This is a genomic window from Bifidobacterium sp. POST2/T3 (B1), assembly GCF_058197115.1.
Genome location: NZ_JBVPQK010000014.1, coordinates 1 through 22,423 on the forward strand (window position 1 = coordinate 1; position 22,423 = coordinate 22,423).

General features: G+C 59.6%; 20 protein-coding genes. 13 read left to right on the forward strand and 7 right to left on the reverse strand.

Annotated elements, in window-relative coordinates:
- A partial coding sequence (locus AC0AP0_RS01530; protein WP_490429082.1) for an ABC transporter permease subunit occupies nucleotides 1-1,139 on the reverse strand: 1,139 nt, incomplete at its 3' end.
- Between the two features lie 244 nt (nucleotides 1,140-1,383).
- Between AC0AP0_RS01530 and AC0AP0_RS01535 the strand changes: the two genes are divergently transcribed.
- Entirely contained in the window at nucleotides 1,384-2,778 is a 1,395-nt protein-coding gene (locus AC0AP0_RS01535) for a replication-associated recombination protein A (protein WP_490429084.1), read from the forward strand.
- 185 nt (nucleotides 2,779-2,963) lie between these two features.
- Nucleotides 2,964-4,361, forward strand: coding sequence for an MFS transporter (locus AC0AP0_RS01540; RefSeq protein WP_490429086.1), 1,398 nt, complete (start codon nucleotides 2,964-2,966; stop codon nucleotides 4,359-4,361).
- A gap of 112 nt (nucleotides 4,362-4,473) precedes the next feature.
- Here the strand turns inward: AC0AP0_RS01540 and AC0AP0_RS01545 are convergent, their stop codons facing one another.
- Nucleotides 4,474-4,914 carry a MarR family winged helix-turn-helix transcriptional regulator gene (locus AC0AP0_RS01545; protein WP_110412709.1) on the reverse strand — a complete coding sequence of 147 codons (441 nt, stop codon included), beginning with the start codon at nucleotides 4,912-4,914 and terminating at the stop codon, nucleotides 4,474-4,476.
- Between the two features lie 405 nt (nucleotides 4,915-5,319).
- Here AC0AP0_RS01545 and AC0AP0_RS01550 point away from each other — a divergent pair, with 405 nt between their 5' ends.
- From AC0AP0_RS01550 to AC0AP0_RS01585, 8 genes are all read left to right on the forward strand, one after another.
- Nucleotides 5,320-5,898 carry a haloacid dehalogenase-like hydrolase gene (locus tag AC0AP0_RS01550; protein ID WP_490429088.1) on the forward strand — a complete coding sequence of 193 codons (579 nt, stop codon included), beginning with the start codon at nucleotides 5,320-5,322 and terminating at the stop codon, nucleotides 5,896-5,898.
- A gap of 137 nt (nucleotides 5,899-6,035) precedes the next feature.
- Nucleotides 6,036-6,749, forward strand: coding sequence for an MtrAB system response regulator MtrA (mtrA, locus tag AC0AP0_RS01555; protein ID WP_445342548.1), 714 nt, complete (start codon nucleotides 6,036-6,038; stop codon nucleotides 6,747-6,749).
- Nucleotides 6,746-8,380, forward strand: coding sequence for an MtrAB system histidine kinase MtrB (gene mtrB / locus AC0AP0_RS01560; protein WP_490429091.1), 1,635 nt, complete (start codon nucleotides 6,746-6,748; stop codon nucleotides 8,378-8,380). The genes mtrA and mtrB overlap by 4 nt, the downstream gene beginning before the upstream one ends.
- The gene (locus AC0AP0_RS01565; RefSeq protein ID WP_490429093.1) at nucleotides 8,377-10,125 is read left to right on the forward strand and encodes an LpqB family beta-propeller domain-containing protein; all 1,749 of its coding nucleotides are present in this window, start codon (nucleotides 8,377-8,379) and stop codon (nucleotides 10,123-10,125) included. Before mtrB ends, AC0AP0_RS01565 begins: the two co-directional genes overlap by 4 nt.
- A 178-nt stretch (nucleotides 10,126-10,303) precedes the next feature.
- Nucleotides 10,304-11,278 (forward strand): fructose ABC transporter substrate-binding protein FruE, encoded by a 975-nt coding sequence (gene fruE / locus AC0AP0_RS01570; protein WP_490429095.1) that lies wholly within the window; start codon nucleotides 10,304-10,306, stop codon nucleotides 11,276-11,278.
- Nucleotides 11,279-11,413: 135 nt separating this feature from the next.
- Complete coding sequence (gene fruK, locus AC0AP0_RS01575; RefSeq protein ID WP_490429097.1) at nucleotides 11,414-12,970, forward strand: fructose ABC transporter ATP-binding protein FruK; 1,557 nt, start codon at nucleotides 11,414-11,416, stop codon at nucleotides 12,968-12,970.
- Entirely contained in the window at nucleotides 12,967-14,046 is a 1,080-nt protein-coding gene (gene fruF, locus AC0AP0_RS01580) for a fructose ABC transporter permease FruF (protein WP_490429099.1), read from the forward strand. Before fruK ends, fruF begins: the two co-directional genes overlap by 4 nt.
- A complete protein-coding gene (locus tag AC0AP0_RS01585; RefSeq protein ID WP_445342554.1) occupies nucleotides 14,043-15,050 on the forward strand; it encodes an ABC transporter permease in 1,008 nt (335 codons plus the stop codon). Before fruF ends, AC0AP0_RS01585 begins: the two co-directional genes overlap by 4 nt.
- Before the next feature lie 79 nt (nucleotides 15,051-15,129).
- Here the strand turns inward: AC0AP0_RS01585 and AC0AP0_RS01590 are convergent, their stop codons facing one another.
- From AC0AP0_RS01590 to AC0AP0_RS01610, 5 genes are read right to left on the reverse strand one after another with little or no spacing between them, the layout of a single operon-like run.
- Complete coding sequence (locus AC0AP0_RS01590; protein ID WP_490429101.1) at nucleotides 15,130-16,176, reverse strand: Gfo/Idh/MocA family protein; 1,047 nt, start codon at nucleotides 16,174-16,176, stop codon at nucleotides 15,130-15,132.
- A gap of 40 nt (nucleotides 16,177-16,216) precedes the next feature.
- Nucleotides 16,217-16,633: a very short patch repair endonuclease gene (locus AC0AP0_RS01595; RefSeq protein ID WP_490429103.1), complete on the reverse strand. Its 417-nt coding sequence runs from the start codon at nucleotides 16,631-16,633 to the stop codon at nucleotides 16,217-16,219.
- Between the two features lie 12 nt (nucleotides 16,634-16,645).
- A complete protein-coding gene (locus AC0AP0_RS01600; RefSeq protein ID WP_490429105.1) occupies nucleotides 16,646-17,185 on the reverse strand; it encodes a peptidylprolyl isomerase in 540 nt (179 codons plus the stop codon).
- 13 nt (nucleotides 17,186-17,198) lie between these two features.
- Nucleotides 17,199-17,570, reverse strand: coding sequence for a YccF domain-containing protein (locus tag AC0AP0_RS01605; protein WP_110412714.1), 372 nt, complete (start codon nucleotides 17,568-17,570; stop codon nucleotides 17,199-17,201).
- On the reverse strand, nucleotides 17,561-18,268 hold the full coding sequence (locus AC0AP0_RS01610; RefSeq protein ID WP_490429107.1) for a TetR/AcrR family transcriptional regulator: 708 nt from the start codon (nucleotides 18,266-18,268) through the stop codon (nucleotides 17,561-17,563). The genes AC0AP0_RS01605 and AC0AP0_RS01610 overlap by 10 nt, the downstream gene beginning before the upstream one ends.
- A 206-nt stretch (nucleotides 18,269-18,474) precedes the next feature.
- Between AC0AP0_RS01610 and AC0AP0_RS01615 the strand changes: the two genes are divergently transcribed.
- The 3 genes from AC0AP0_RS01615 (at nucleotide 18,475) to AC0AP0_RS01625 (ending at nucleotide 22,174) form a co-directional block, all read left to right on the forward strand.
- The gene (locus tag AC0AP0_RS01615; protein ID WP_490429110.1) at nucleotides 18,475-20,169 is read left to right on the forward strand and encodes an MFS transporter; all 1,695 of its coding nucleotides are present in this window, start codon (nucleotides 18,475-18,477) and stop codon (nucleotides 20,167-20,169) included.
- A gap of 83 nt (nucleotides 20,170-20,252) precedes the next feature.
- Entirely contained in the window at nucleotides 20,253-21,932 is a 1,680-nt protein-coding gene (locus tag AC0AP0_RS01620) for an NAD+ synthase (RefSeq protein ID WP_490429112.1), read from the forward strand.
- A gap of 5 nt (nucleotides 21,933-21,937) precedes the next feature.
- Nucleotides 21,938-22,174: a hypothetical protein gene (locus tag AC0AP0_RS01625; protein ID WP_110412718.1), complete on the forward strand. Its 237-nt coding sequence runs from the start codon at nucleotides 21,938-21,940 to the stop codon at nucleotides 22,172-22,174.
- Nucleotides 22,175-22,423 lie beyond the last annotated feature (249 nt).

Sequence of the window (22,423 nt, forward strand, 5' to 3'; positions counted from 1 at the left end):
GCGCCGGCCAGCCAGATGCTGATGCGGTGGCCGATCAGCTGGGGGACACCCAGGTAGAAGAAGAAGGCCCAGACCAGAACGGGTGTGCCCCTGAAGACCGCCACGTAGATGCGGGCGATCCAGGACAGGATCCGGTTGGGGCTGATCCTCCACAGTCCCAGGATGATGCCGATGGCCAAGGCGATGACGAACGATATGGCTGTGATGGCCAGGGTGTTGCGCAGGCCCAGCATCAGGGAGGGGAAGGCCTGGCGGACCAGTTCGAAGAATCCTGGCCGGGAGGCGGGGGCACTCTTGCTGGAGTGGCCGCTGCCCACATAGGAATCGACCAGCTTCTTATAGCTGCCATCGGCCTTCATCTTGGCCAGGCCCTCGTTGAAGGCGGCCACGAACTCCTTGTTCTCGCCCTTGCGGACGGCCGCCCCGTAGGAGGCGCCAGGCTCCTTCTTGGTCACGGTCTTCAGCCCGTTGCCCTGGGCGATGCCGTAGGCCAGGACCGGGTAGTCGTCGATGACCGCCTGGGCATTGCCGGACTTGACCATCTCATACATGGTGGAGGACTGGTCCACCGCCTTGACCGTGAAACCGTACTGGGCCGCACGCTGCTTGGCGAAGGCCTCGCCCTCGCTGCCCGTCTTGACGGCCACCACGCTGCCTTGCAGATCCTTGTAGCTGTGGATCTGGTCGTTGTCCTTGGCGATGGCCATCTGCACGCCGGAGTCGAAATAGGGGTCGGTGAAGTCGTAGACCTGCTTGCGCTGGTCGGTGATGGTCATACCGGCTATGACCACATCGGCCTGCTGGGAGTTCAAGGCTTGAAGGGCGGCGTTGAAGCCCAGGGACTGGATCTGCACCGAGAACCCCTCGATGTCGGCGATCTTCCGGATCAGATCCATATCGATGCCGACCAGCTTGCCGGAGGAGTCCCTGAATTCAAAGGGGGCGAAGGTGGTATCGGTGGCGACACGGAAGGTGCGTCCTTGGACCGCTTGGGCGGCGGGAGAGTCCTCGGCCGCCTGCGCCGGCGTGGCCAGGGGGGCGACGATCAGGGCTGAGAGCCCCAGGACCAGGGCGAGCAGGCCTATGGCCCACCTGCCTGGACCCGATGTCCATCCCTGGCGAACATGCTTGGCGATCACTGGCGATTCTCCTTATTGTTCCGACTGTGCCGGTCCCGGTTTTTTATGGGCCTACCTGAAGATATTCAGGCGGATGACCAGTAAACTGTACACACACCGTGTTTCCGGGACCCAACTACGCGCTGGGCGATACGGTCATATGGGTTTCCAGTCTAACGCGTTCATCTTTCTATTTGCGGCAGGTTCAGGCTTATGCTGGTGAAGGCAGGGAGCCATAGGGGCCCCGAGGAATGAGGTATTGCAGATGGTTGATGATCTCTTCCAGGCGGCGGATCCCCCCGAGGAGCACACCCTGCCTCTGGCGGTCAGGATGCGGCCCAGGAGCCTGGACGAGGTGGTCGGCCAGGACAAGGTCACGGCTCCTGGAACCCCCTTGGAGCGGCTGGCCCGCTCGGATCCGAACAACCGTCTGACCGCTCCCAGTTCGGTCATTCTTTTCGGTCCTCCCGGGGTGGGCAAGACCACCCTGGCCTATATTGTGGCCCGACAGTCCGGGCGGAATTTCGAGGAGCTTTCGGCCGTCACCTCGGGGGTCAAGGAGGTGCGGCAGGTCCTCGCCCAGGCCCGGGAGCGGCTGGTCAGCCAGGGGCAGGAGACTGTCCTCTTTATCGATGAGGTCCACCGCTTTTCCAAGTCTCAGCAGGATGCCCTGTTGCCCAGCGTGGAGAACCGGGATGTGACCTTTATTGCAGCCACCACGGAGAATCCCAGCTTTTCGGTCATTGCGCCCCTGCTTTCCCGCTCGGTAGTGGTCAAGCTGGAGGCCCTGGACGACCAGGATCTGGCCAAGCTGGTCCGCAGGGCAGTCAAGGACCAGCGGGGCCTCAAGGACCAGGTACGGCTGGATCCCCAGGCCCTGGACCAGATTGTGCGTTTTGCCGGGGGTGACGCCCGCCGGGCCCTGACCATTCTGGAGGCTGCGGCCGGGGCCGTCACCGAGGATGGACCTCGTGCCAAGGGGGCGCGTCGACCCCTGATCAATGCCAAGGCGGTCTCCTCGGTCATGGACGTGGCCGCCGTCCGTTACGACAAGAAGGGCGACGATCACTACGACGTGGCCTCGGCCTTCATCAAGTCCATGCGGGGTTCCGACGTGGATGCGGCCTTGCACTATTTGGCTCGGATGATTCGGGCCGGTGAGGACCCGCGCTTCATCGCCCGACGGATCATGATCGCTTCCGCCGAGGAGGTGGGCATGGCCTCTCCTGAGGTGCTGGAGATCACGGTCGCGGCTGCCCAGGCCGTCGCTATGGTGGGCATGCCAGAGGCCCGGCTGATCCTGGCCGAGGCGGTCATCGCCGTGGCGACTGCGCCCAAGTCCAACGCCTCCTACCTGGCCATCAACCAGGCCCTGGAGGACGTGGATGCCGGGCATATCGGCCAGGTTCCCCTGCATCTGAGAAACGCCCCCACCAAGCTGATGAAGGCCTGGGGCAACCACGAGGGCTATCAGTATGCCCACGATGCGCCGGACGCAGTGGCACCCCAGCAGTACATGCCGGACGAACTGGTCGGACGACGCTACTACCATCCCAACGATCGGGGCTATGAACGTAAGCTGGGCCCACGTCTGGAGGCCATCAGGGCCATCCTGGACAGGGCTGCCGGGCCAGAGGGAAACGCCGGGTCTGGGCAATGACCGTCCAGACTCCTATACTAGGCACCCAATAGACGTTGAGTAGCCACACAATGACCGAAACGCCGCAGGGTCCAGGCCTTCCATATTGACGGTCGCCATGCTCCCACAAGGAGCCTGTCGCTGTCGGCAGGTCTGGCATGGACACATGGGGCATGCCTGCCTCATGCACGGGCGCGAGGGTGACGATGTCGACAGCGGTCATTGACAATGCAGACATATCCGAACAAACGAAGGGCCTCGGCGTGGCCGAGGACGACCTGGCGGTCCGCGAGATTACCCGGCGAGTAGACAATGCTCGTGAATCGGCTACTTTTTACAAGATCGTGGCCCTGGTGGCCGCGGGAATGCTCATGGACAGCATCGATGTCTATGTGGGCAGCGCAGTAGCCAGTTCGGCCTTGAGCACCGGATGGTCCACGGTTGCCCAGAATTCCCTCTTCCTGTCGGCTGGTTTCCTGGGGCTCCTGGTGGGCTCGCTGCTGGCCGGTTTCATCGGAGACCTGCGGGGGCGTAAGACCGCCTATCAGATCAATTTGTTGCTCTTCGGAGGCTTTACCCTGCTGGGCGCTCTGGCACCGAACATGGCCATTCTCTCGGTCTGCCGTCTGGGGGCCGGTCTGGGGCTGGGCGCCGAGATTGTCACCGGCTTTTCCATGGTCAACGAATTCGCTCCCATCAAGCACCGGGGCCGCTGGAGCGCCATCGTCTCGCTGGTGGCCAACACCGGAGTGCCTCTGGCCATGCTCCTGTGTGCTTGGATCATTCCGCGCTGGTCCTGGCGGCCGCTCTTCGTGGGCATTGGTCTAGCGGCGGCGCTGATTTGGTACTTGCGGCGTGACATCCCTGAGTCCCCTCGTTGGCTGGCCCTGCACGGGCGGATGGACGAGGCCGTCCGGGTGGTCCAGCTTTTGGAGGCCGATAATGGTCAGAGAAAGTCTGACTCTGACTCTGTCAGTGGTTCCGCCCTCGCTGGGAAGAATGAGGGGGTTGAGACAGCTGCCAAGGCGTCGGGTGGCGTTGTTCGCGGCCTGATTGTGGCCACTGTGGCTGTCTCGGCCACCAACGTTTGCTCCTATGCCTTCACCTCCTGGGTGCCCACCATCCTGCTCAAGCGGGGCATAGATCTGAGCGGATCCCTGTGGATCAGCACGCTGATGATGCTGGGCGCTCCCCTGGGCTGCCTGATCGGATCCCTGCTTCTGGACCGGATCGGCCGCAAGCGGATCATCGTCACGGCCTTCCTGCTGACAGCAGTCTTCGGTCTGCTCTACGCTGCGCAGACCAGCCAAGTCACGGCCATTCTGGTGGGTATCCTGCTTATGGCCAGCCTTTACGTCCTCATGTCTTCGGTTGTGGCCGTCTATGCGCCTGAGCTCTTCCCGACCACGGTCCGTTTCCGCTGCGTGGGCATTGCCAATGCCGTCGCTAAGCTCTGCAACGTTCTCATGCCTGTGCTGATCGGGGCCATGCTCAGCCAGTGGGGGAGCACCTCAATCTTCATCACCATCAGCCTGGTTGCTCTTGCCTCCATGCTGGTTGTGGGCCTGATGGGCTGGGAGACTTCCGGCCGCTCGGTGGGCTGATACAAGCATCTGAAAAGCAAGGGACCTGGCATGAGCCTGGAGCCGTCGAGAGGTGGTGAAAAGTTCGGCCAGTTTCTCTTCTTAGCAAGGCTCCTTTGTCAGCAAAGAGTGATCAGAGCTGATTGGCCAGGAGCCGGTTGTAGACGCAGCGTAGCTCGGTCTGGAAGGTTTCGGGGTCGATATCCGGATTCTGCTTGAACAGGTCGATCCACCAGTTGTTGACTGACCTGATTCTCTTGCGAGCTATGTCTGCGCCCGATCTGGTCAGGGTAATGATATTGACGCGGTGATCTGCAGGGTTCTGTTCACGGCTGACCAGGCCCAGGGCTTTTAAGGCTTTCAGATCCCGGGCCAGCAGACTGGGATCTACGCACAGGTCCCGGGCTATCTGGCGCTGACTGAGGCCTGGATGATCATAGAGGTATACAATCAGGTCACCCTGTGTGCCCCTTAAGGTGGAGTCGCCTGTATATCGGCTGGCATCGTTGCGTGCATGCCGGTAGATTCCGGCTATGCAGCTGCTCAAGTTGTGGTAGTGGCTCTTCTTTAACATCTCTGCTGCCCCCTAGCTGGTAAGGAAGATCGGAGAATTCTGCGGGCATGGTTAACCCGATAACCGCAGGGACCCCTTCGGCGCCGTTCCCCTTCCAGGCCTATTTCCGGCAACTCCCTAGCCTCGGCCCAACACGGACGACGCATTTTTCATCATATCAATACCGTCGACACCATGGGGATGGTCCACAATCGGAACAGGGGCCAGGCGCATCATGATTCCTCAGGCTCTGCTCCTACTCGATGTCTATGTCACTCGATCATCCAGAAATTTTCTGTCTACCTCAGGCTTTTGAGTTAAAAGGGATTGCCTCTTTGCTCGGCCGAAGTCGGGGACTATCACCGTCATTGCTCCACGGTATGCTAAGATGTTCCCTTTTCGTGACGGGATCTGGAAAGGATTGGCATGCGGGTACTGGACTTCGACGGCACCATCTATGATGGCGAAAGTCTGCTTGACTTCTACTTGTTCACTGCCCGCAAGGATCCGCGGGTGCTGCACTACCTGCCGGTTGCCCTATTCTATGCCGTTCGCTACCGCTTGGGCCGGGTCACCCTGGAGCAGCTGGATTCGGCCATGCGTCGGGTGGGTTCGCGCTATCTTCGTCGGCTGACCTCGCGTCCCGGCTTTGACATGGACCGACTGGTCAGCCAGTTCTGGGATGTCAATATGCATAAGATCATGGATTGGTACACCCCTCAGGCCGACGACGTGGTGGTGACCGCATCCTTCGATCTAGTGGCAGGGGAGGCTTGCCGCCGACTAGGCATCACCCGTTGTATCGGCTCCACCCTGGATATGGAATCCCTGACCGTGGGCTACCTTAACTTTGGACCTGACAAGCCCCTGCACTTTCAGCGGATCCTCGGCCAGGAGACAGCCATTGATGCCTTCTACACCGATTCGGCCTTCGATCTGCCCATGATCGATTTTGCCCGGCGGGCTTATCTGGTCGAGCATGGCAATGTCCGCCGCATCAAATAAGCCAACCCTTCAAATAAGCCAACCCTTCTTATTCCTGTCATCATTCGTCGGCGGGTTCGGCACGGAGTAACCCTGCTATCGTTCTGCTTAGAAGCAAGTGAGCATAATGGCATGCTGAGAACGAGGGAGGGCTTCTTGTGAAAGAGCCGGCCACGATACTGATTGTCGACGATGACAGGGATCTGGGCGAGATGTTGTCGATAGTGCTGCAGACGAAGTCCTATAGGCCAGTGACCTGCACGGATGGATCCAGAGCGGTGGAGATATTCCCTACGGTGGAACCTGATCTGGTGCTGTTGGACATCATGTTGCCTGGCATGGATGGGATTGGCATCGCTCGCTGGATCAGGTCCAGATCTAATGTCCCCATCATCATGCTGACGGCGAAATCCGATACCAAGAATATTGTCGAGGGTCTGGAAGCCGGAGCAGATGACTATGTGGTCAAGCCCTTCAGTACTGATGAACTCCTGGCCAGGATCCATGCACGTCTGCGCCCGGTCTCGGTCCGCACTGATCAGGAAGGGCAGGAATCATTGGCCGTCATCCATGGCCTGATAGAGATCAATCGGCAGGAGCACACTGCAGTCAAGCGGGGCAGGCAGCTTTCTCTGACCCCTACGGAGTTTGAGCTGCTCTACGTGCTGGCCTCGCATCCTGGTGAGGTGCTCAGTCGGGGAGAGCTGCTGCGAAAGGTCTGGGATTACCAGGATATGGGCGATACCCGTCTGGTCAACGTCCACGTGCAGCGTCTCAGGCAGAAGATCGAAGACGATCCCGAAAATCCCAGAATCATCGAGACGGTTCGGGGAATCGGTTATAAGTATGCGGCTGAGCAGCCAGGATCATGAGCAGTCACACGAGGCACAGGGGTGTGTCTGCAGTCGGTATGTTCCTGCGTATGTTCTACAGGGCAGTCAAGAGCTCCCTGCAGATACGAATGGTCCTTATGGCAACGGTTTCGGCACTCCTGATCGGCATCGTCTTTATGACAGCCTCCCTGTACTCGGTCAGAGCTTCCCTTTTGAACCAGGTCCTGCGGCAGGCACAGGCCGATTTTGCTGCAGAGCTGACCAGGGCTCAGGGGGGTCTTGACTCCGCAGATATCACCGGCGATGAGGGCAGCTATCAGAAACTGGTGGTTAATATGGCGGCCAACGTCCAGAACGAGGGGGCGCCCAACATGGTCGGGGTCTTCATCTGGCCGGATGATTCCACGGCCCGCAGGTTCGTCCCTGTTTCAACGGCCCCGGGGGACAGCGATCTGATCAGCCCAGAAATCAGGAATGCTGTCGTCTCCAATGGCAGCCACTCCTACTCGCAGATGATCAATACGGCCGACAAGGGGCAGTACCCAATCCCAGGCATCGTCATGGGGTCCATGCTGAGGCCGGCCACCACAGGCGGAATCGAGTTCTACGCCATCTACTCCTTCGCAGACCAACAGCGGTCCGTCCTCTCCGTGCAGATGGCCCTTCTTGCGGTCAGCGTGGTAACCAGCGTCATGATGGGGATCATCGTGTTCCTGGCCTTGCATTCCGTCATCCGCCCGGTGACCAAGGTGGCAGGGGCCGCCAAAGGGTTGGCTCAGGGGGAGTCGGACATCCGTGTCACCGAGGACCGTACCGATGAGCTGGGCATCTTGCAGCGTTCCTTCAACGTCATGGCCGATTCCATCAATGAGAAAATCGGCCAGCTAGAGGAAGCCGAGGCCTACCAGCGCAGATTCGTATCAGACGTCAGCCATGAGTTGCGGACGCCGGTCACCACCATCCGCATGGCCACAGACCTGCTTTTCAAGAGTCGGAACGATTTGGATCCCAGCAAGCGCAGGACCGTGGAATTGCTGGACAAGCAGGTGTCGCGCTTCGCCAGCATGCTTGAGGATCTTCTCGAAATTTCCCGATACGAGGCTGGCCAGACCTCCCTGAATCCAGACCTGTGCGACGCCTGTGACTTGGTGCGCAATGTCGTCCAGCAGGTCGCCCAGATAGCCCGTACGAGGGGGGTTTCTGTCAATGCGCTCCTTCCCGATCACAAGATAATGATGACCGTCGATGCCAGCCGCTGCTCTTCAATTCTGCGCAACCTGGTCAACAATGCCATCGATTTCGCCGAGGACAATCCCGTGCAGCTGCGGCTGGCTGCATCGGAGCACACTGTGGTGTTCAGTGTGCGTGACTGGGGAACCGGCATTGCACCCGAAGACCTGACTCATATATTCGAACGGTTTTGGCGGGCCGATCCCTCACGGTCTCGGTTGACGGGCGGTACGGGTCTGGGGCTGTCTATAGCCTTGGACAACACCAACCTCATGCATGGCCTGCTGGAGGTGCGCTCGCAGGTCGGGCAAGGCACTTGGTTTCTGCTGACCCTGCCCCGGAATGTCTCCGAGCAGCTGGACAAGGGGAGCGTTCCGGTCCGGTTTCAGCTTGGCCAAGGTCTGGATGTGGAAGGCTCTTTTGAAGAGGCTGCATCGTGAGTATTTTCAGACAGTTCCGCTGGGCTAGTACCCCTCATCCTGTGCGGGTGCTCGGTCTGTGTGTCGCTATGGTGGCTGCACTGATCGCCGGAGGATGCGCCAATCCATTCGGGCTACCTACCTCCGGATCAGTCCGTCAACTCAGTCCCATCGAGAATCAGCCCCATCGCGTCTTCTCCTCCCCGGAGGGCCCTGCGGACGGAGCGGGACCAGAGAGCATCGTCAGAGGCTTCATAGCAGCTCTGCCTACCGGTATTCAAAGCGATGGCTTCGCCGTCGCCAAGTCATATATGACTAAACGGGCCTTTGCGGATTGGGACTTCAATGCATCCGTCTCCATCTACAGAGAATCCCCCGTCTATGACCGTGTGGATGGCGAGGGCAGTGGGAAGACGGCTGCCCTCGACCTGACTACCAAGTGCGTCGGATCACTGGATGCCCATGGGATATTCTCCGCCACCGACCAGGATGCCGGCTCAGTGGATAGGACCGACCGGTTTGAACTGGCTAAAGTTCGCGGCCAATGGCGGATTAGCAAGGCTCCAGCGGTGATAGTGATCTCTTCGGATGACTTCCTGCAGGTCTATCGTCAGGTAGTTATCTATCAGTTCCCCTTTGCCAAGGGTGTGCCTGTCCCTGACAACCGCTGGTTCGGCTGGCGAAACTGGAGAACCCTGGCCCTAAAAGAGCTGTTGAAGGGCCCTCCGGCCTGGCTGGGTGATTCCGTGGCAAACTTCAATACTGCCAAGGTCTCCCTGGCAGTGGATGCCGTGCAACAGGTCAAGGGGCGCATGGAGATCAGGGTCAGCACTTCCTTCGCCTCCCTGAGCAATGAGAACAAAGCCATGCTGGTTCATCAAATGAGGATGCTGCTGGGCGATGGCAATGGCGAGTTTGATCTGCGCGTGGTCGATGCGGCAGGGATTGACTACTCCCACGCGGACGATGACCTAACCATGGCTTCAGGGCAAACTTCTAACCGCATCTACAGCCTGGGCAGCAGCGGGGTTGTAGGTTTCAACTCCTCGAACCTGATCAGGGTCGGTCAGCCTCCCGTCTTCCATGAGCCTAGGGGGCTGGTCTTTTCCTCCAATGGTGGTGCGCTGCTGTCCGATCAGGGTCTGGTGACTTGTCTTAAGCCCGATGCCTCATCCTGTGGGAAGCTGTTTGCCGACACACCCATTACTGCCATAGCCGGCAGTTTCACCGATGAGGTTTGGGCTGTCAGACAGAGTGATTCTGCCATTCTGGTCGATACAGGCAAGCCGGGTGCCTTGGAATTCAACCTGCCTTGGCTGCATGGGCGGCGCGTGGTTGCCCTAGCTGTGGCACCTGAGGGGCAGCGTCTATGCCTGGTGCTCGATGACGGCCTGCAGGGTATGAGCACCCTGGTCATGCTTGGAATCGTCCGAGGCGAGAATCAGCGGCCGAAGGGCTTGAGCGACCAGATCCAGGTCATCGCCCGACATCGGGACATCAAGGCCTTGACCTTCTACAACGACAACACCCTGGTCTACAAGGACGGCGATATGGAGGCGGGCGGCCATTCCCAGATCGCTCCCGGGCCGGAGATGGTCCAGCATCTGCCGGCCGGGACCACGGACTTGGCTGCAGGGCAGGTCAATCAGATGCAAAGTCTGATCGCCTTGGACCGTTCGGGCATCGTTCACTGCCTTTCCGGGGCTCTGGAAGGCATGTGGTACATCATTGATTCCCAGGTGGAGACGGTCACCAGCGGCAGATAAAAGCCGTGAACGCGCAGGGTCGGCTGTGGCTGATTCTTCATGTGGCTGAACTGTTATCGATTTGTTATCACTGCGCCTTGAGCTCGGCAAGAGGAAAAACGATACTGAAAATCGTGGATGTCATCATCGGTGATCATAATGCTGTGGCCTCGATGCTGACTACTCAAGGAGGAGAACAATGAACAAGGTACTGAAGACGGTGCTGACCATCGCCACGGCCTCGGCTGCGGTCCTGGCCATGGGAGCCTGCGGGTCCTCCGGATCCAGCTCCAGCAAGGGCGGTGACAAGCAGAAAACCATCGGGTTTGTTGCAGTAGGTCCCGAGGGCGGCTTCCGCACGGCCAACGAGAACGATCTGAAGAAGGCCTTCAAGAACGCCGGATTCAACATGATTTATTCGCCGACTCAGAACAACGATCAGCAGAAGCAGATCCAGGCCTTTAACAAGTTCGTCAATGATGAGGTGGACGCCATCGTCCTGTCCTCCACCGAGGACAGCGGCTGGGACGAATCTCTGAAGAAGGCAAAGGAGGCCGAGATTCCGGTCTTCCTCGTCGACCGCAACGTGCAGACCAAGGACGAGAGCTTGGTCGCATCCCACATCGGGCCTTCCAACGAGTGGGCAGGGCAGCAGGCGGCGGAGTTCGTCAACAAGAACTTCGCCAATGGAGCCAATGGCCTGATCCTGGAGGGGCCTGCCGGCTTGTCGGTGGTCAAGGACCGTCAAAAGGGCTGGGATTCCAAGATTGGTGGCAACATCAAGGTTCTGGAGAGCCAGTCAGCCAACTGGTCCACTGACGAGGCCAAGACCGTCACGGCAGGCCTGCTGGATAAGTACAAGAGCCAGAATGTCCAGTTCATCTTCTCGCAGAACGATGAGATGGGCCTGGGCGCTGCACAGGCTGTTGATGCTGCAGGACTTAAGGGCAAAGTCAAGATCATCACCATCGATGGCACCAAGCCTGCTCTGAAGGCACTAATCGACGGCGATCTGTCACTGGTAATCGAGTACAACCCGCTCTTCGGCGAAACGACCGCCAAGACCGTTAAGGATTACCTGGACGGCAAGAAGGTCAAGAAGAACATCGTCATTGATTCGAAGGTCTTCACCGCCGATGAGGCCAAGAAGGTCATCGATTCCAGAGCGTACTGATATATCGCTGATCGTATAGGACGCAGGACGGCGCACCCGAGAAGGTTGCGGTACGCCGTTTTTCATGGGTGGGAAAGGGCCTTGAGGCTGCGGTACCGCCCTTCGATCAGCATTCAGTTTGGATGAGGCAAGACAATGACAAAAGAAGAACCCTTGGTCTCCATGAAGGGAATCAGCATTGAATTCCCTGGTGTCAAGGCGCTCGACAATGTCGATCTGCGTTTGTTCCCCGGTGAGGTTCATGCACTCATGGGGGAGAATGGCGCAGGCAAATCGACCATGATCAAGGCGCTCACCGGGGTATACAAAATCAATGCGGGAACCATTACCGTCAACGGCCAGAACAGGATTTTCAACGGCACAGCTGATGCGCAGAACGCCGGCATCGCCACGGTCTACCAGGAAGTCAATCTGTGCACCAACCTGAGCGTGGGCGAAAACGTCATGCTTGGGCACGAGGAGAGGGGGCACTTGGGCATCAACTGGCGTAAGACCCATGAGGCAGCCAAAGGCTTTCTGGCCCAGATGGGCCTGACGAATCTGGATCCCCACACTCCGCTCAATGAGATATCCATAGCCATGCAGCAACTGGTGGCCATCGCCAGAGCCATGGTCATCGATGCCAAAGTCCTGATCCTGGACGAGCCGACATCTTCGCTGGATGCCAATGAGGTTCAGGATCTTTTCCAGATCATGCGCAAGGTCAGGGACAGGGGCATCGCCATACTGTTCGTTTCCCACTTCCTGGATCAGGTCTACGAGATTGCCGACAGAATGACCATTCTGCGCAATGGCAAATTCGTCGAGGAGACCATGGTCAAGGACATGCCTCGCGATGTCCTTATTACCAAGATGATCGGCAAGAACGCCGATGAGCTTTCGCTAATCGGGACCAAGTCAAGGAAAGGGACACCCCAGGCGGCAACGGATCGGCCACTGGCCAGCGTTCGTGGTTTCGGAAGAAAGGGCACCATCTTCCCCTTCGACATGGATCTTTACAAAGGGAAGATCATGGGGCTGGCTGGCCTGCTGGGTTCCGGCAGAACCGAAATCGGCCGTCTGCTCTTTGGAGCAGACAAGCCTGACAAGGGGACATACACCTTTGAGGGGAAGAAAATCTCGATCGACAGCCCGGCTACCGCTTTGAAGAACAGAATCGCCTACTCCACAGAGAACAGAAGAGATGAAGGCATCATCGGAGATTTGACAGTCAGGGAGAACATCATTCTGGCCCTTCAAGCCACCCGAGGCATGTTCAGGCCGATTCCCAGGAAGGAAGCCGACCGGATAGTCGACAAGTACATCAAGGAGCTCAATGTTCGTCCTGCTGATCCCGACAGACTGATCAAGAACCTGTCGGGAGGTAACCAGCAGAAGGTTCTTCTGGCCAGGTGGCTGGCCACGAATCCGGAGCTGCTGATCCTGGACGAGCCGACTAGAGGAATCGACATCGGCGCCAAGGCGGAGATTCAGCAGACGGTGCTCGATCTGGCCGCTCAGGGCATGAGTGTGGTCTTCATCTCATCCGAGCTGGATGAGGTTGTCCGTCTCTCTGATCAGATAACCGTTCTCAAGGACCGTCACAAGATCGACCTGATGAATAACGACGATACGGTTTCCCAGCAGACCATCGTGGAAGACATAGCCAACACCTCGGTCTCTGGACAATCTAAAGGAAAGGAGGAAAGATGAACAAGCCCGCTAAGAAGCAATCGGAGGATGAAGGTCCATCCTTCTTGCGCCGGATATTTGGCAATCAGCTGATTTGGAGCGTGGTCGCCTTCCTCGCTCTGATTCTGGTCTGTACCATGGTCGATCATTCCTTTCTCAGCCTGTCCTACAATCCGCGTACAGGCGGTCTGGCAGGACCTCTGATCACCATGATTCAGGAGTCTGCGCGATATCTGATGATTGCTACCGGCATGACCCTGGTCATCTCGACCTCAGGCATTGACCTCTCGGTCGGCTCAGTCATGGCTGTGGCGGGAGCAGCAGCTATGCAGATGCTGATCAGCGGGGTGAACGTATGGCTGGCCATCCTGATCTCCTTGGCCGTAGGCCTGGTTCTGGGCTGCATCAACGGCGCCCTGGTTTCCATTCTGGGACTCCAGCCTTTCATCACTACGCTGATTATGATGCTGGCAGGCAGAGGACTGGCCAAGGTCATCACCAACGGACAGAATGCCGACGCTTCAGGCGTAGCCGGAAGCGGTCCATTGCGCTGGATGGCTAATGGCTTCATTTTGGGAATCCCAGCCAATTTCGTCATAGCAGTGATCATCGTCTGTCTGGTCGGCCTTCTGATGAGGAAAACGGCCGCCGGCATGATGATTGAGTCGGTGGGCATCAATCAGGAAGCCAGCCGAATGACCGGTATCAAGCCCCGGCGAATCCTCTTCCTGGTCTACGCCATCTCCGGCTTGCTGGCGGCTGTAGCAGGACTCTTCGCCACTGCATCAGTGATGAGGGTCGACGTGGTTAAGACCGGTCAGGACCTTGAGATGTACGCCATTCTGGCTGTGGTCATTGGAGGTACCTCCCTGCTGGGCGGCAAGTTCTCGCTGCTGGGAAGCGCTTTTGGCGCCGTGATTATCGCGATGATTCGCAAGACCATCATTACCCTGGGTATTGATTCAGCCGCTACGCCAGCCTTCTTCGCTGTGGTGGTCATCATCATTTGCGTTATGCAGGCGCCCAAGGTGCACAATGCGGTCGCTGAGTTCAAACGCAGGCGAGCTATGAGGCAGTCTGCAGAGGTGGTGGCATGATGAAAAAGAGTGCAAGCAGACAAGCAGGATTCCGTCTGAGCCCCAGGGCCATTCCTACAGTAGCTGCCGTGGTCATCTTCCTGCTCATGCTGATCATGGGCCAGGTGCTCTTCGGCACCTATATTCGGTTGGGGTTCATGTCCTCCCTGTTCATGGACCATGCCTACTTGGTGATCCTGGCAGTAGCCATGACCTTTCCCATCCTTACAGGCGGCATTGATCTGAGCGTAGGGGCCATAGTAGCCATTACCGGCGTGGTCGGTGTCAAGCTCATGATTGCCGGCGTACCAGCGCCGCTGGTCATCGTCATCATGATCGCCATCGGTGCGGTCTTCGGACTTCTGGCCGGCGTGCTTATTGAAGAGTTCAATATGCAGCCCTTCATCGCCACGCTGTCCACCATGTTCCTGGCCAGGGGCATAGCCTCCATCATCTCGACCGATTCGCTCAATATGCCGGAGAACAACAACTTCAGCTGGATAGGTGGTGAGGGCCTGAAGATCATCGACAATCCGAAGATTTCCAATGACCTTTCGCTGAACTTCGGCGTGGTCATTGCCCTGGTGGTTGTGGCAGTCAGCTATGTCATCCTCCATAAGACGCGGACAGGCCGTACCATCTACGCCATCGGCGGTTCCCGGTCCTCGGCGGAGCTGATGGGCCTTCCGGTCAAGCGGACGCAGTATGTCATCTACCTGACTTCGGCTGTCCTGGCCTCCATTGCCTCCATCGTCTATGTCGCTGGCATCGGTTCAGCCAAGAACACCATGGGCGTCGGCTGGGAACTGGACGCTGTGGCGGCGGTGGTCATCGGCGGCACCTTGATCACCGGAGGTTACGGCTACGTGCTGGGCTCCGTCATAGGTGCGCTAGTCCGTTCGATCATTGACCCTCTGACCTCGGACTTCGGCGTCCCAGCCGAGGCTGTCACCATCGTGGTTGGTCTGATGATTCTGGTCTTCGTCATCCTCCAGCGTTTGGTGACCTTTGTAAGAAAGGAATGAAGCAGAGTTTTTCCGGATGATCTGAATAGGGGCTGATGCCGTGATGATTGCGGCATCAGCCCCCATTCGCACTGCTAATTCATGATTCGAAGGGGTAGACCAGCCCCCAGTGGCGACGCAGGGAGTCCATGAGCTCCATGATTCGCAGGGTGTCCTTGTGAGGCATCTGGGTGCACTCAGTCTTGCCGTCAAGGATGGCCTGTGCGGCGCTGGCCACCTCGTACTCATAGCCGGTCAGTTGGTCGGGAATGGGGTAGCTCTTCCTCAATTTGTGGTCCCCGTCGTACAGGTCGATGGACTCCACGTTGTTGATATTGGCGCACTGCAGGTAACCCCGGTCTCCCCAGATGCTGCCGGTCCGGTCGCTGTCCGAGACCATGGAGCTGGTCGCCGCAGCCATGGATCCGTCCTTGTAGAAAATGGTCGTGGAGTTCTGGCTGTCCACGCCCTCCGGACTACGGACCCAATCTGTGCAGACCCGTTCAATGGGCTTGGGTCCCATGACCATGTCGATGAAGTTGAGAGGGTAGACGCCCACGTCGAGCAGAGCGCCGCCGGCCAGGGCCGGATCGGTCATTCTGGCCTTGCCTACGGTCACGTAACCTAGATTGGCGGTGGCGGTCCTGACTGTGCCGATTTCTCCCGAGGAAATGATGTCGTCGATGATGGAGCGCGAGGGCATATACCTGGTCCAGATGGCCTCGGTACAGAGCAGGCCGGTGCTCTCGGATGTCTCCATGACCCGCCTGGCCTGATCGGCGTTAGCGGTGAAGGACTTCTCGACCAGCACGTTCTTTCCGGCCTTCATGCAGGCGATGGCCTGCTCGGCGTGGAGGCTATGAGGCGTGGCGATGTAGACCAGATCCACTTGGGGATCATCCAGGAGCTCCTGGTAGGAGCCATAGGAATGCTGGAATCCATATTTTTTGGCGAAGGCGGCTGCACGATCCCCATCCCTGGAGGCCACAGCATAGGGGGCCACCAGGTGGCTATACCGTTGATCCCCAGCCATCATCACCACCGTCTTGGCCAGGGCGTTGGCTATCCTTCCGGCACCGAGAATGGCGAAGTTGACCCGCATGCCCTTCTGCTCAGCCTCTTGCCGCTTGCCGTTCAATCTGCTCATCCTTGACTCCTTCGTTTGGATCGCCATCTGCTGTGATGGCCTAATACAATTTCTGCAGGGTTTCCTCAGTATGGTGGGCATCCAGCTGGCACTCCCAGACAGTGAAGACCCGCCATTCCATGGCTTTCAGCTTTTTGCGTTGCTCCTGATCCCGTAGACGGTTCCTTGTCAGCTTTGTGGTCCAGAACTCCACATTGGATTTGGGAAGGGAGAATTTGGCACACCCCTCATGCATATGCCAGAAACAGCCATTGACGAATACCATGGCTCGCCACTTGGGCAGAACCACATCAGGATGGCCCGGGTACCTCTTGTCGTTCTTGCGAAACCGCAGACCACGCGAGAAGAGGTAGGACCGGACCTGGCGCTCTATTGATGTTTCCGCGCTCCTGATTCGGGACATGGTGTAGCTGCGTGTGCCGGGCTGGAATCTGCTGGATGTCTTTTTCGAAACCATCCCCGGCCCGGCTCAGAGGACTTCGACGCTGTTGATGAAGACCGGCTCCAGGGGACGGTCGCCCGAGTCGGTGGCCACGGCATCCAGCTTGTCGACCACCTTCCGGGAATCCTCGTCGGCAACCTGGCCGAAGATGGTGTGGTGCCCGTTCAACCAAGGGGTTGGCACGGTGGTGATGAAGAACTGTGATCCGTTGGTGCCGTGGGTCTTCCCGGTGGCGGGGTCCCGGCGCAGCCCCGCATTGGCCATGGCCAGCTTGTAGGGTTCCTCAAAGGTCAGGGAGGGATCGATCTCATCATCGAACTCGTAACCGGGACCGCCTGTGCCGGTACCCAGCGGGCAGCCGCCCTGGATCATGAAGTCCTTGATGATCCGGTGGAAGGTCAGCCCGTCATAGAAGGGATCCTGACGCTTCTGGCCCGTCTCGGGGTCGGTCCAGTCCTTGCGGCCGGCGGCCAGATCCAGGAAGTTGGCTACGGTTTCAGGGGCCTGATCGTCAAAGAGGTCCAGGCGGATGTCGCCTTCTGAGGTATGCATGATGACTGTGCTCATGTCCTTAATCCTTTCATAAGACGGCGACGCGAACCGAGGACCCGAAGGGCATCAGGGCCAGGCGGGCCATCTTGAAGGCCTGCAGGCCGAATGGTATGCCCACCACGGTCAGCATGGTGACCAGACCGGCCACCAGATAGGCCAGAGCCAGCCACCAGCCGCCAAGGATGATCCAGAGCAGGTTGGCCAGCCAGGATCCCAGCCCGCCTCCATAGATGACCTGCCTGCCGAAGGGGGTCAGGGTGAGTCTGGCCATCTTGAAGGCCTGGAGACCCAGGGGGATGCCCACCACGGTCAGGCAGAGCACGATGCCCACCAGTGTCCAGGCCAGTGCGATGGCCAGTCCTCCCAGCAGCAGCCAGCAGATGTTGCCGATCAGGCGCATGTAGGTCCTTCCGTCAGGGTGGCGGTGACGGCCTTAGCACAGGCGGTCACTTTCTCGATGATTGTGGTCAGTCGTTTCTGCCGTTGTTCGGGGGCGAGTTCCTGGTCCAGGGCATCAATCAATCGCATACCGGATTGGACAATGCCTCGCGTCACCTCCACGCCCATGGCCGGATCCGCTGGTCGCAGGGCTGTCCAAGCCTGGATCAGCGGCTGGTTGACCTGCCGGTGGAAGTCCAGCAGAGCCTGGACCTGCCGGTCTGTGGACCGATCGCTCCTTGGGGCGCTCTCATGTGGATTCGAGGTGCTCCCGTAGATCAGGGCCTGACGTAGCTGTTCGTCGTGCTGCTCGGCGTAGAGGTTCATCAGCCAACCGTGTCCGTGCAGTCCGGCCTGCTCCAGATTGGTGCGGGTCCAAATCTCGACTGTTCGGCGCGGGTCTTCTGCCTTGCCTAGGGCTTGGTCCAGGGCACGACCCCAGTCAGGCAGGTGCCGCTCCATGACCATGTCGCAGAGCTGATCGGCGTCTCGGGCGTAGCGGTAGAGGGAATTCCGTGCCAGATTGGCTCGTCGGGCCACCTCGGCCATGGTCAGCTGGTCGCGTCCGCCGGTGCGCAGGATGGCCTCGGCGGCGGCGATGATCCGGTCCAGGGTTTTGGCTCGGTGCTCCTGGAGCGTGGATTCGCGAATCCTGGGCATGGTCCTCCTTGGTCTGGCCAGCCGGGTGCTGCGATTGTGAATCGGGTTCGGCCGGTCTTGGGACATATGATATGGCCTATTTGCAACAGAGCCAAGCTGCCAAAGCCTCTTTAGCCTGCGGCTTGTCCGCGCTGAGTGAACTTGCCAGGCTGGTTTTAGCGACGTATAGTCGCAAAAAATCGCAGACCATGGTGAGGGGAGATCTGATGACCGGATCGGCAAGCATAGACGTGAAGAAGGGCAGTCAGAAAGGCAGCCAGGAGTCTCAGGAGGCGGCACCGCCCTGGCGTGCTCTCTGGGTGCTGGCCTTGGGTCTGGCCATGATTGTGCTGGATTCGTCCATCGTCAACGTCTCCATTCCTTCCATCATCGCTGCCATCCACATCAACCTGGCTCAAGCCCAGTGGGTGACCGCTCTCTACAGCATCGTCCTGGCGGCCCTGCTCCTGCCTTCCGGTCGGTTGGGGGACATGATCGGGCGCAAGCGGATTCTGCAGGTGGGCACGGTCATCTTCGTGCTGGGATCCGTCTTCGCCGCATCGGCATCCTCCGGTACATTGCTGCTTCTGGCGCGACTTGTTCAGGGAATCGGCGGCGCCCTGGTCATGCCATCCACCCTGTCCACCGTGTCCGCAACCTTCCGGGGTCGTCATCGGGCTACTGCATTCGGCATCTGGGGGGCCGTCATGTCCTCCGCTGCGGCGGTCGGCCCCTTCCTGGGCGGGGTCTTCACCAGCACCATCGGATGGCGGTGGATCTTCCTGGTCAATCTGCCCTTGGGGCTGATTGTTCTTGTGGCCATTGCAGTTTTTGTGCCCGAAACCAAGTCAGCGCCCGGGCAGACTGACAACCGCTGGGGGATGCTTGCCGACTGGAAGGGCATACTTCTTTCGGCCCTGGGATCGGCCCTGGTGGTCTTTGCGCTGATCGAGGGGCAGACCTACGGCTGGTGGCGCCCCCGTGCTGCACTTGAACTGGGGCCCTTGCACTGGTCTGCATCGGCACCCCTGTCGCCGGTTCCGGTCAGTCTGATCCTTGGATTGGCTCTGCTGGCCGCCTTCGCGCTGATCGAGCTGGCCAGGGCGCGCAGGGGCAAGATGGTCATCCTGGACGTGTCCATGTTCGCCATTGGCACCTTCGGCTGGGGCAATCTCACGGCCGCCATTGTCAACGCTGGTCAGTTCGCGGTCATGTTCATCCTGCCTCTCTACCTGATCAACGCCAGGGGCCTGAGCCCCCTGGGGGCCGGATCCATCCTGGGTGTCATGGCCCTGGGGTCAGTTGTTTCGGGCGGTCTGGCCCGGGTGGCCTCAGCCCGTCTGGGAGCCGGCGGCACGGTGCAGACGGGCTTGCTGATGGAGATTGTCGGCGTGGCCCTGTCCATTCTGCTCATGCGTGGGTCGGTACCGGTCTGGCCCATGACCCTGACTCTGATCATTTACGGTGCCGGTCTGGGCTTTGCCTCGGCACAGCTGACCAGCCTGGTGCTCTCCGGTGTTCCGGTGGCCCAATCCGGCCAGGCTTCGGCCACCCAGTCCACCATCCGCCAGTGGGGGACCGCCTTGGGCGCTGCAGTCTCAGGTTCTGCCCTCTCCCTGGCTCTGAGTCTGGTGCTGCCAAGGCATCTGACAGCACTCAAGGGGATTTCGGCACAGATGGCCGATGGCCTGGTCAGATCTGTCCAGTCTTCAGCCGGAAACGCCATTGTCGGCATGCGGGCCCAGGGCACCCGGGGCCGACTGGGAGTCCTGGGACCTCAGGTGACCAACGCCCTGACCGAGGGGTTTACCCAAGGTGCCCAGTGGGCCATGGGCTTTGCAGTCCTGCTGCTTTTCCTGGGATTGGTCGCCTCGGTACTGGTGCGTCGGGCCGCCCGTAAGGCTGGTGCCGATAAGGTCTGAGGCGTCCGCAATCCCGACTTTTCTGTATCGCTCCCTATTCGGGACTGTCTGCCCGTGGGCCGGCCCTGACACGGTTTAGAATCATGGGTATGGGCATACAAGAGGAACAGCCGCGGCGGGATGGCGATCTGCTGGTGGCTCTGGCTCAGATCGACACCTGTGTGGGCGATCTTGACGGCAACGCCAACATTATTATGGACTACTCCCGAAAGGCAGCTGAGCAGGGGGCGACCCTGGTGGTCTTTCCCGAGATGAGCCTGACAGGTTACCCAATCGAGGACCTGGCATTCCGGGCCAGCTTCCGTCGGGCCGCCTGGTCTCGGGCCGACCGTCTGGCCAGGGAGCTGGAGGAGCAGGGTCTGGGCCATCTCTATGTGATCGTGGGAACCGTCGGCACTGACACGGATCAGGACAGGCCCCGCAACCGGCTGGTGGTCCTGCATCGGGGTCGGGTCGAGGCTGGCTACGACAAGCACTTCCTGCCCAACTACGGTGTCTTTGACGAGTACAGGATCTTTACCCCGGGAGATAGGACTGTGGTCCTGGAGGTGCAGGGGCACCGGATAGGGCTGGCCATCTGCGAGGACATCTGGCAGGATGGCGATCCCATCAGCGACCTGGCTGACCGGGACATCGACCTCCTGGTGACCATCAACGGCTCCCCATTCGAGGAGGGCAAGGGGCACGTCCGTTACGAGCTGGCAACTCGTCGGGCCAAGCAGGTCGGCGCGCCTCTGCTCTATCTGAACCAGGTGGGTGGTCAAGACGATCTGGTCTTTGACGGAGGCAGTTTTGTGGTGGACCAGGATGGCACTCTACTGGAGCGCTCGCCAAGGTTCGTCCAGGATCTGTCGACTTGGACCCTGCCTGCACCAGGGGAGCGGCCTCTGCCCAGTGAATCCTGCATGGCTGAAGAGATGCCTGGGGATGAGGAGGCCTATCGGGCCTGCGTGCTGGGTTTAAAGGACTATATGGCCAAGAACCATTTCACGGGCGTCTGCCTGGGGCTGTCAGGCGGGATCGACTCGGCCCTGGTGGCCACCATGGCCGCCGATGCCTGCGGAGGGGGGCACGTGCGTGGCATCTCCATGCCCAGCCGCTACTCCTCGGAGGGCTCCCGGGATGATGCTGCTGACCTGGCCCAGCGTCTGGGCGTGCGTTACGTGGTGCAAGCCATAGGCCCTGAATTCGACGCCTTCCAAGGGCAGTTGCATCTGGAAGGGGTGGCTGAAGAGAATCTGCAGGCCCGGATACGCGGGGTCATCGTCATGGCCTATGCCAATGCCGAGGGGCTTCTGGCACTGGCAACCGGCAACAAGTCCGAGCTGGCCTGCGGCTATTCAACGATCTATGGCGATGCGGTCGGTGGCTACGCGCCCATCAAGGATCTGCTCAAGACCCGGGTCTGGCAGCTGGCCCGCTGGCGCAACGCCCAGGCCCATGCACGGGGTGAACGTGAGCCCATCCCGGTTAATTCCATCGTCAAGCCGCCCTCGGCCGAGCTGCGCCAAGGGCAGAAGGACTCTGATTCCCTGCCTGACTACAGCCTGCTTGACAAGGTCCTGGAGGCATACATCGAGCATGCGCATGGTCGGGCCGACCTTCTGGCCGACGGTTTCGATCCCGACACGGTCGACACGGTCATGCGTTTGGTGGATCGGGCCGAGTGGAAGCGGCGCCAGTACCCGCTGGGGCCCAAGGTCACCTCCCTGGCCTTCGGCCGTGACCGCCGGCTGCCCGTAACCAACGCCTTCAAAGAGTGATTGCCATGGATCCCCAAGAGGAGCAACCGGCCTGGTACTTCAACACTGTCACCGGCAGGCCCGAGCAGGGCAAGCTGTCTCCGCAGGACAGGCGGATGGGCCCCTACCGCAGCAGGCAGGAGGCCCTTGATGCCTGGAAGATCGCCAAGCGCCGCAACAAGGAATGGGATGAAGAAGACCGCCGTTGGCGGCAGGCCTGGGAGGGTGATCCCGGGCAGGGGCAGTCATCAGCTGACAGATGAAGCTCCCGCTGGATCGCCCACTATCTTTGGCGATCAGTCGGCCATACCGTCAGAACGGATCGGGACTCAGGCGGTGTGCCGGGCCTGCTCGCAAGATATTGTTGTGACGCCCATTGCGAGTCTTCGTGCAGTGTGATATAGCTCACGTCGCGATTCGGTTTCCCGTGGTAACGCGCCCCCTATACTTGAAAGTGACAGTGGTGTGAGGAAGCGCCATTGACCATATCAACAAGGAGTTGACTATGACAG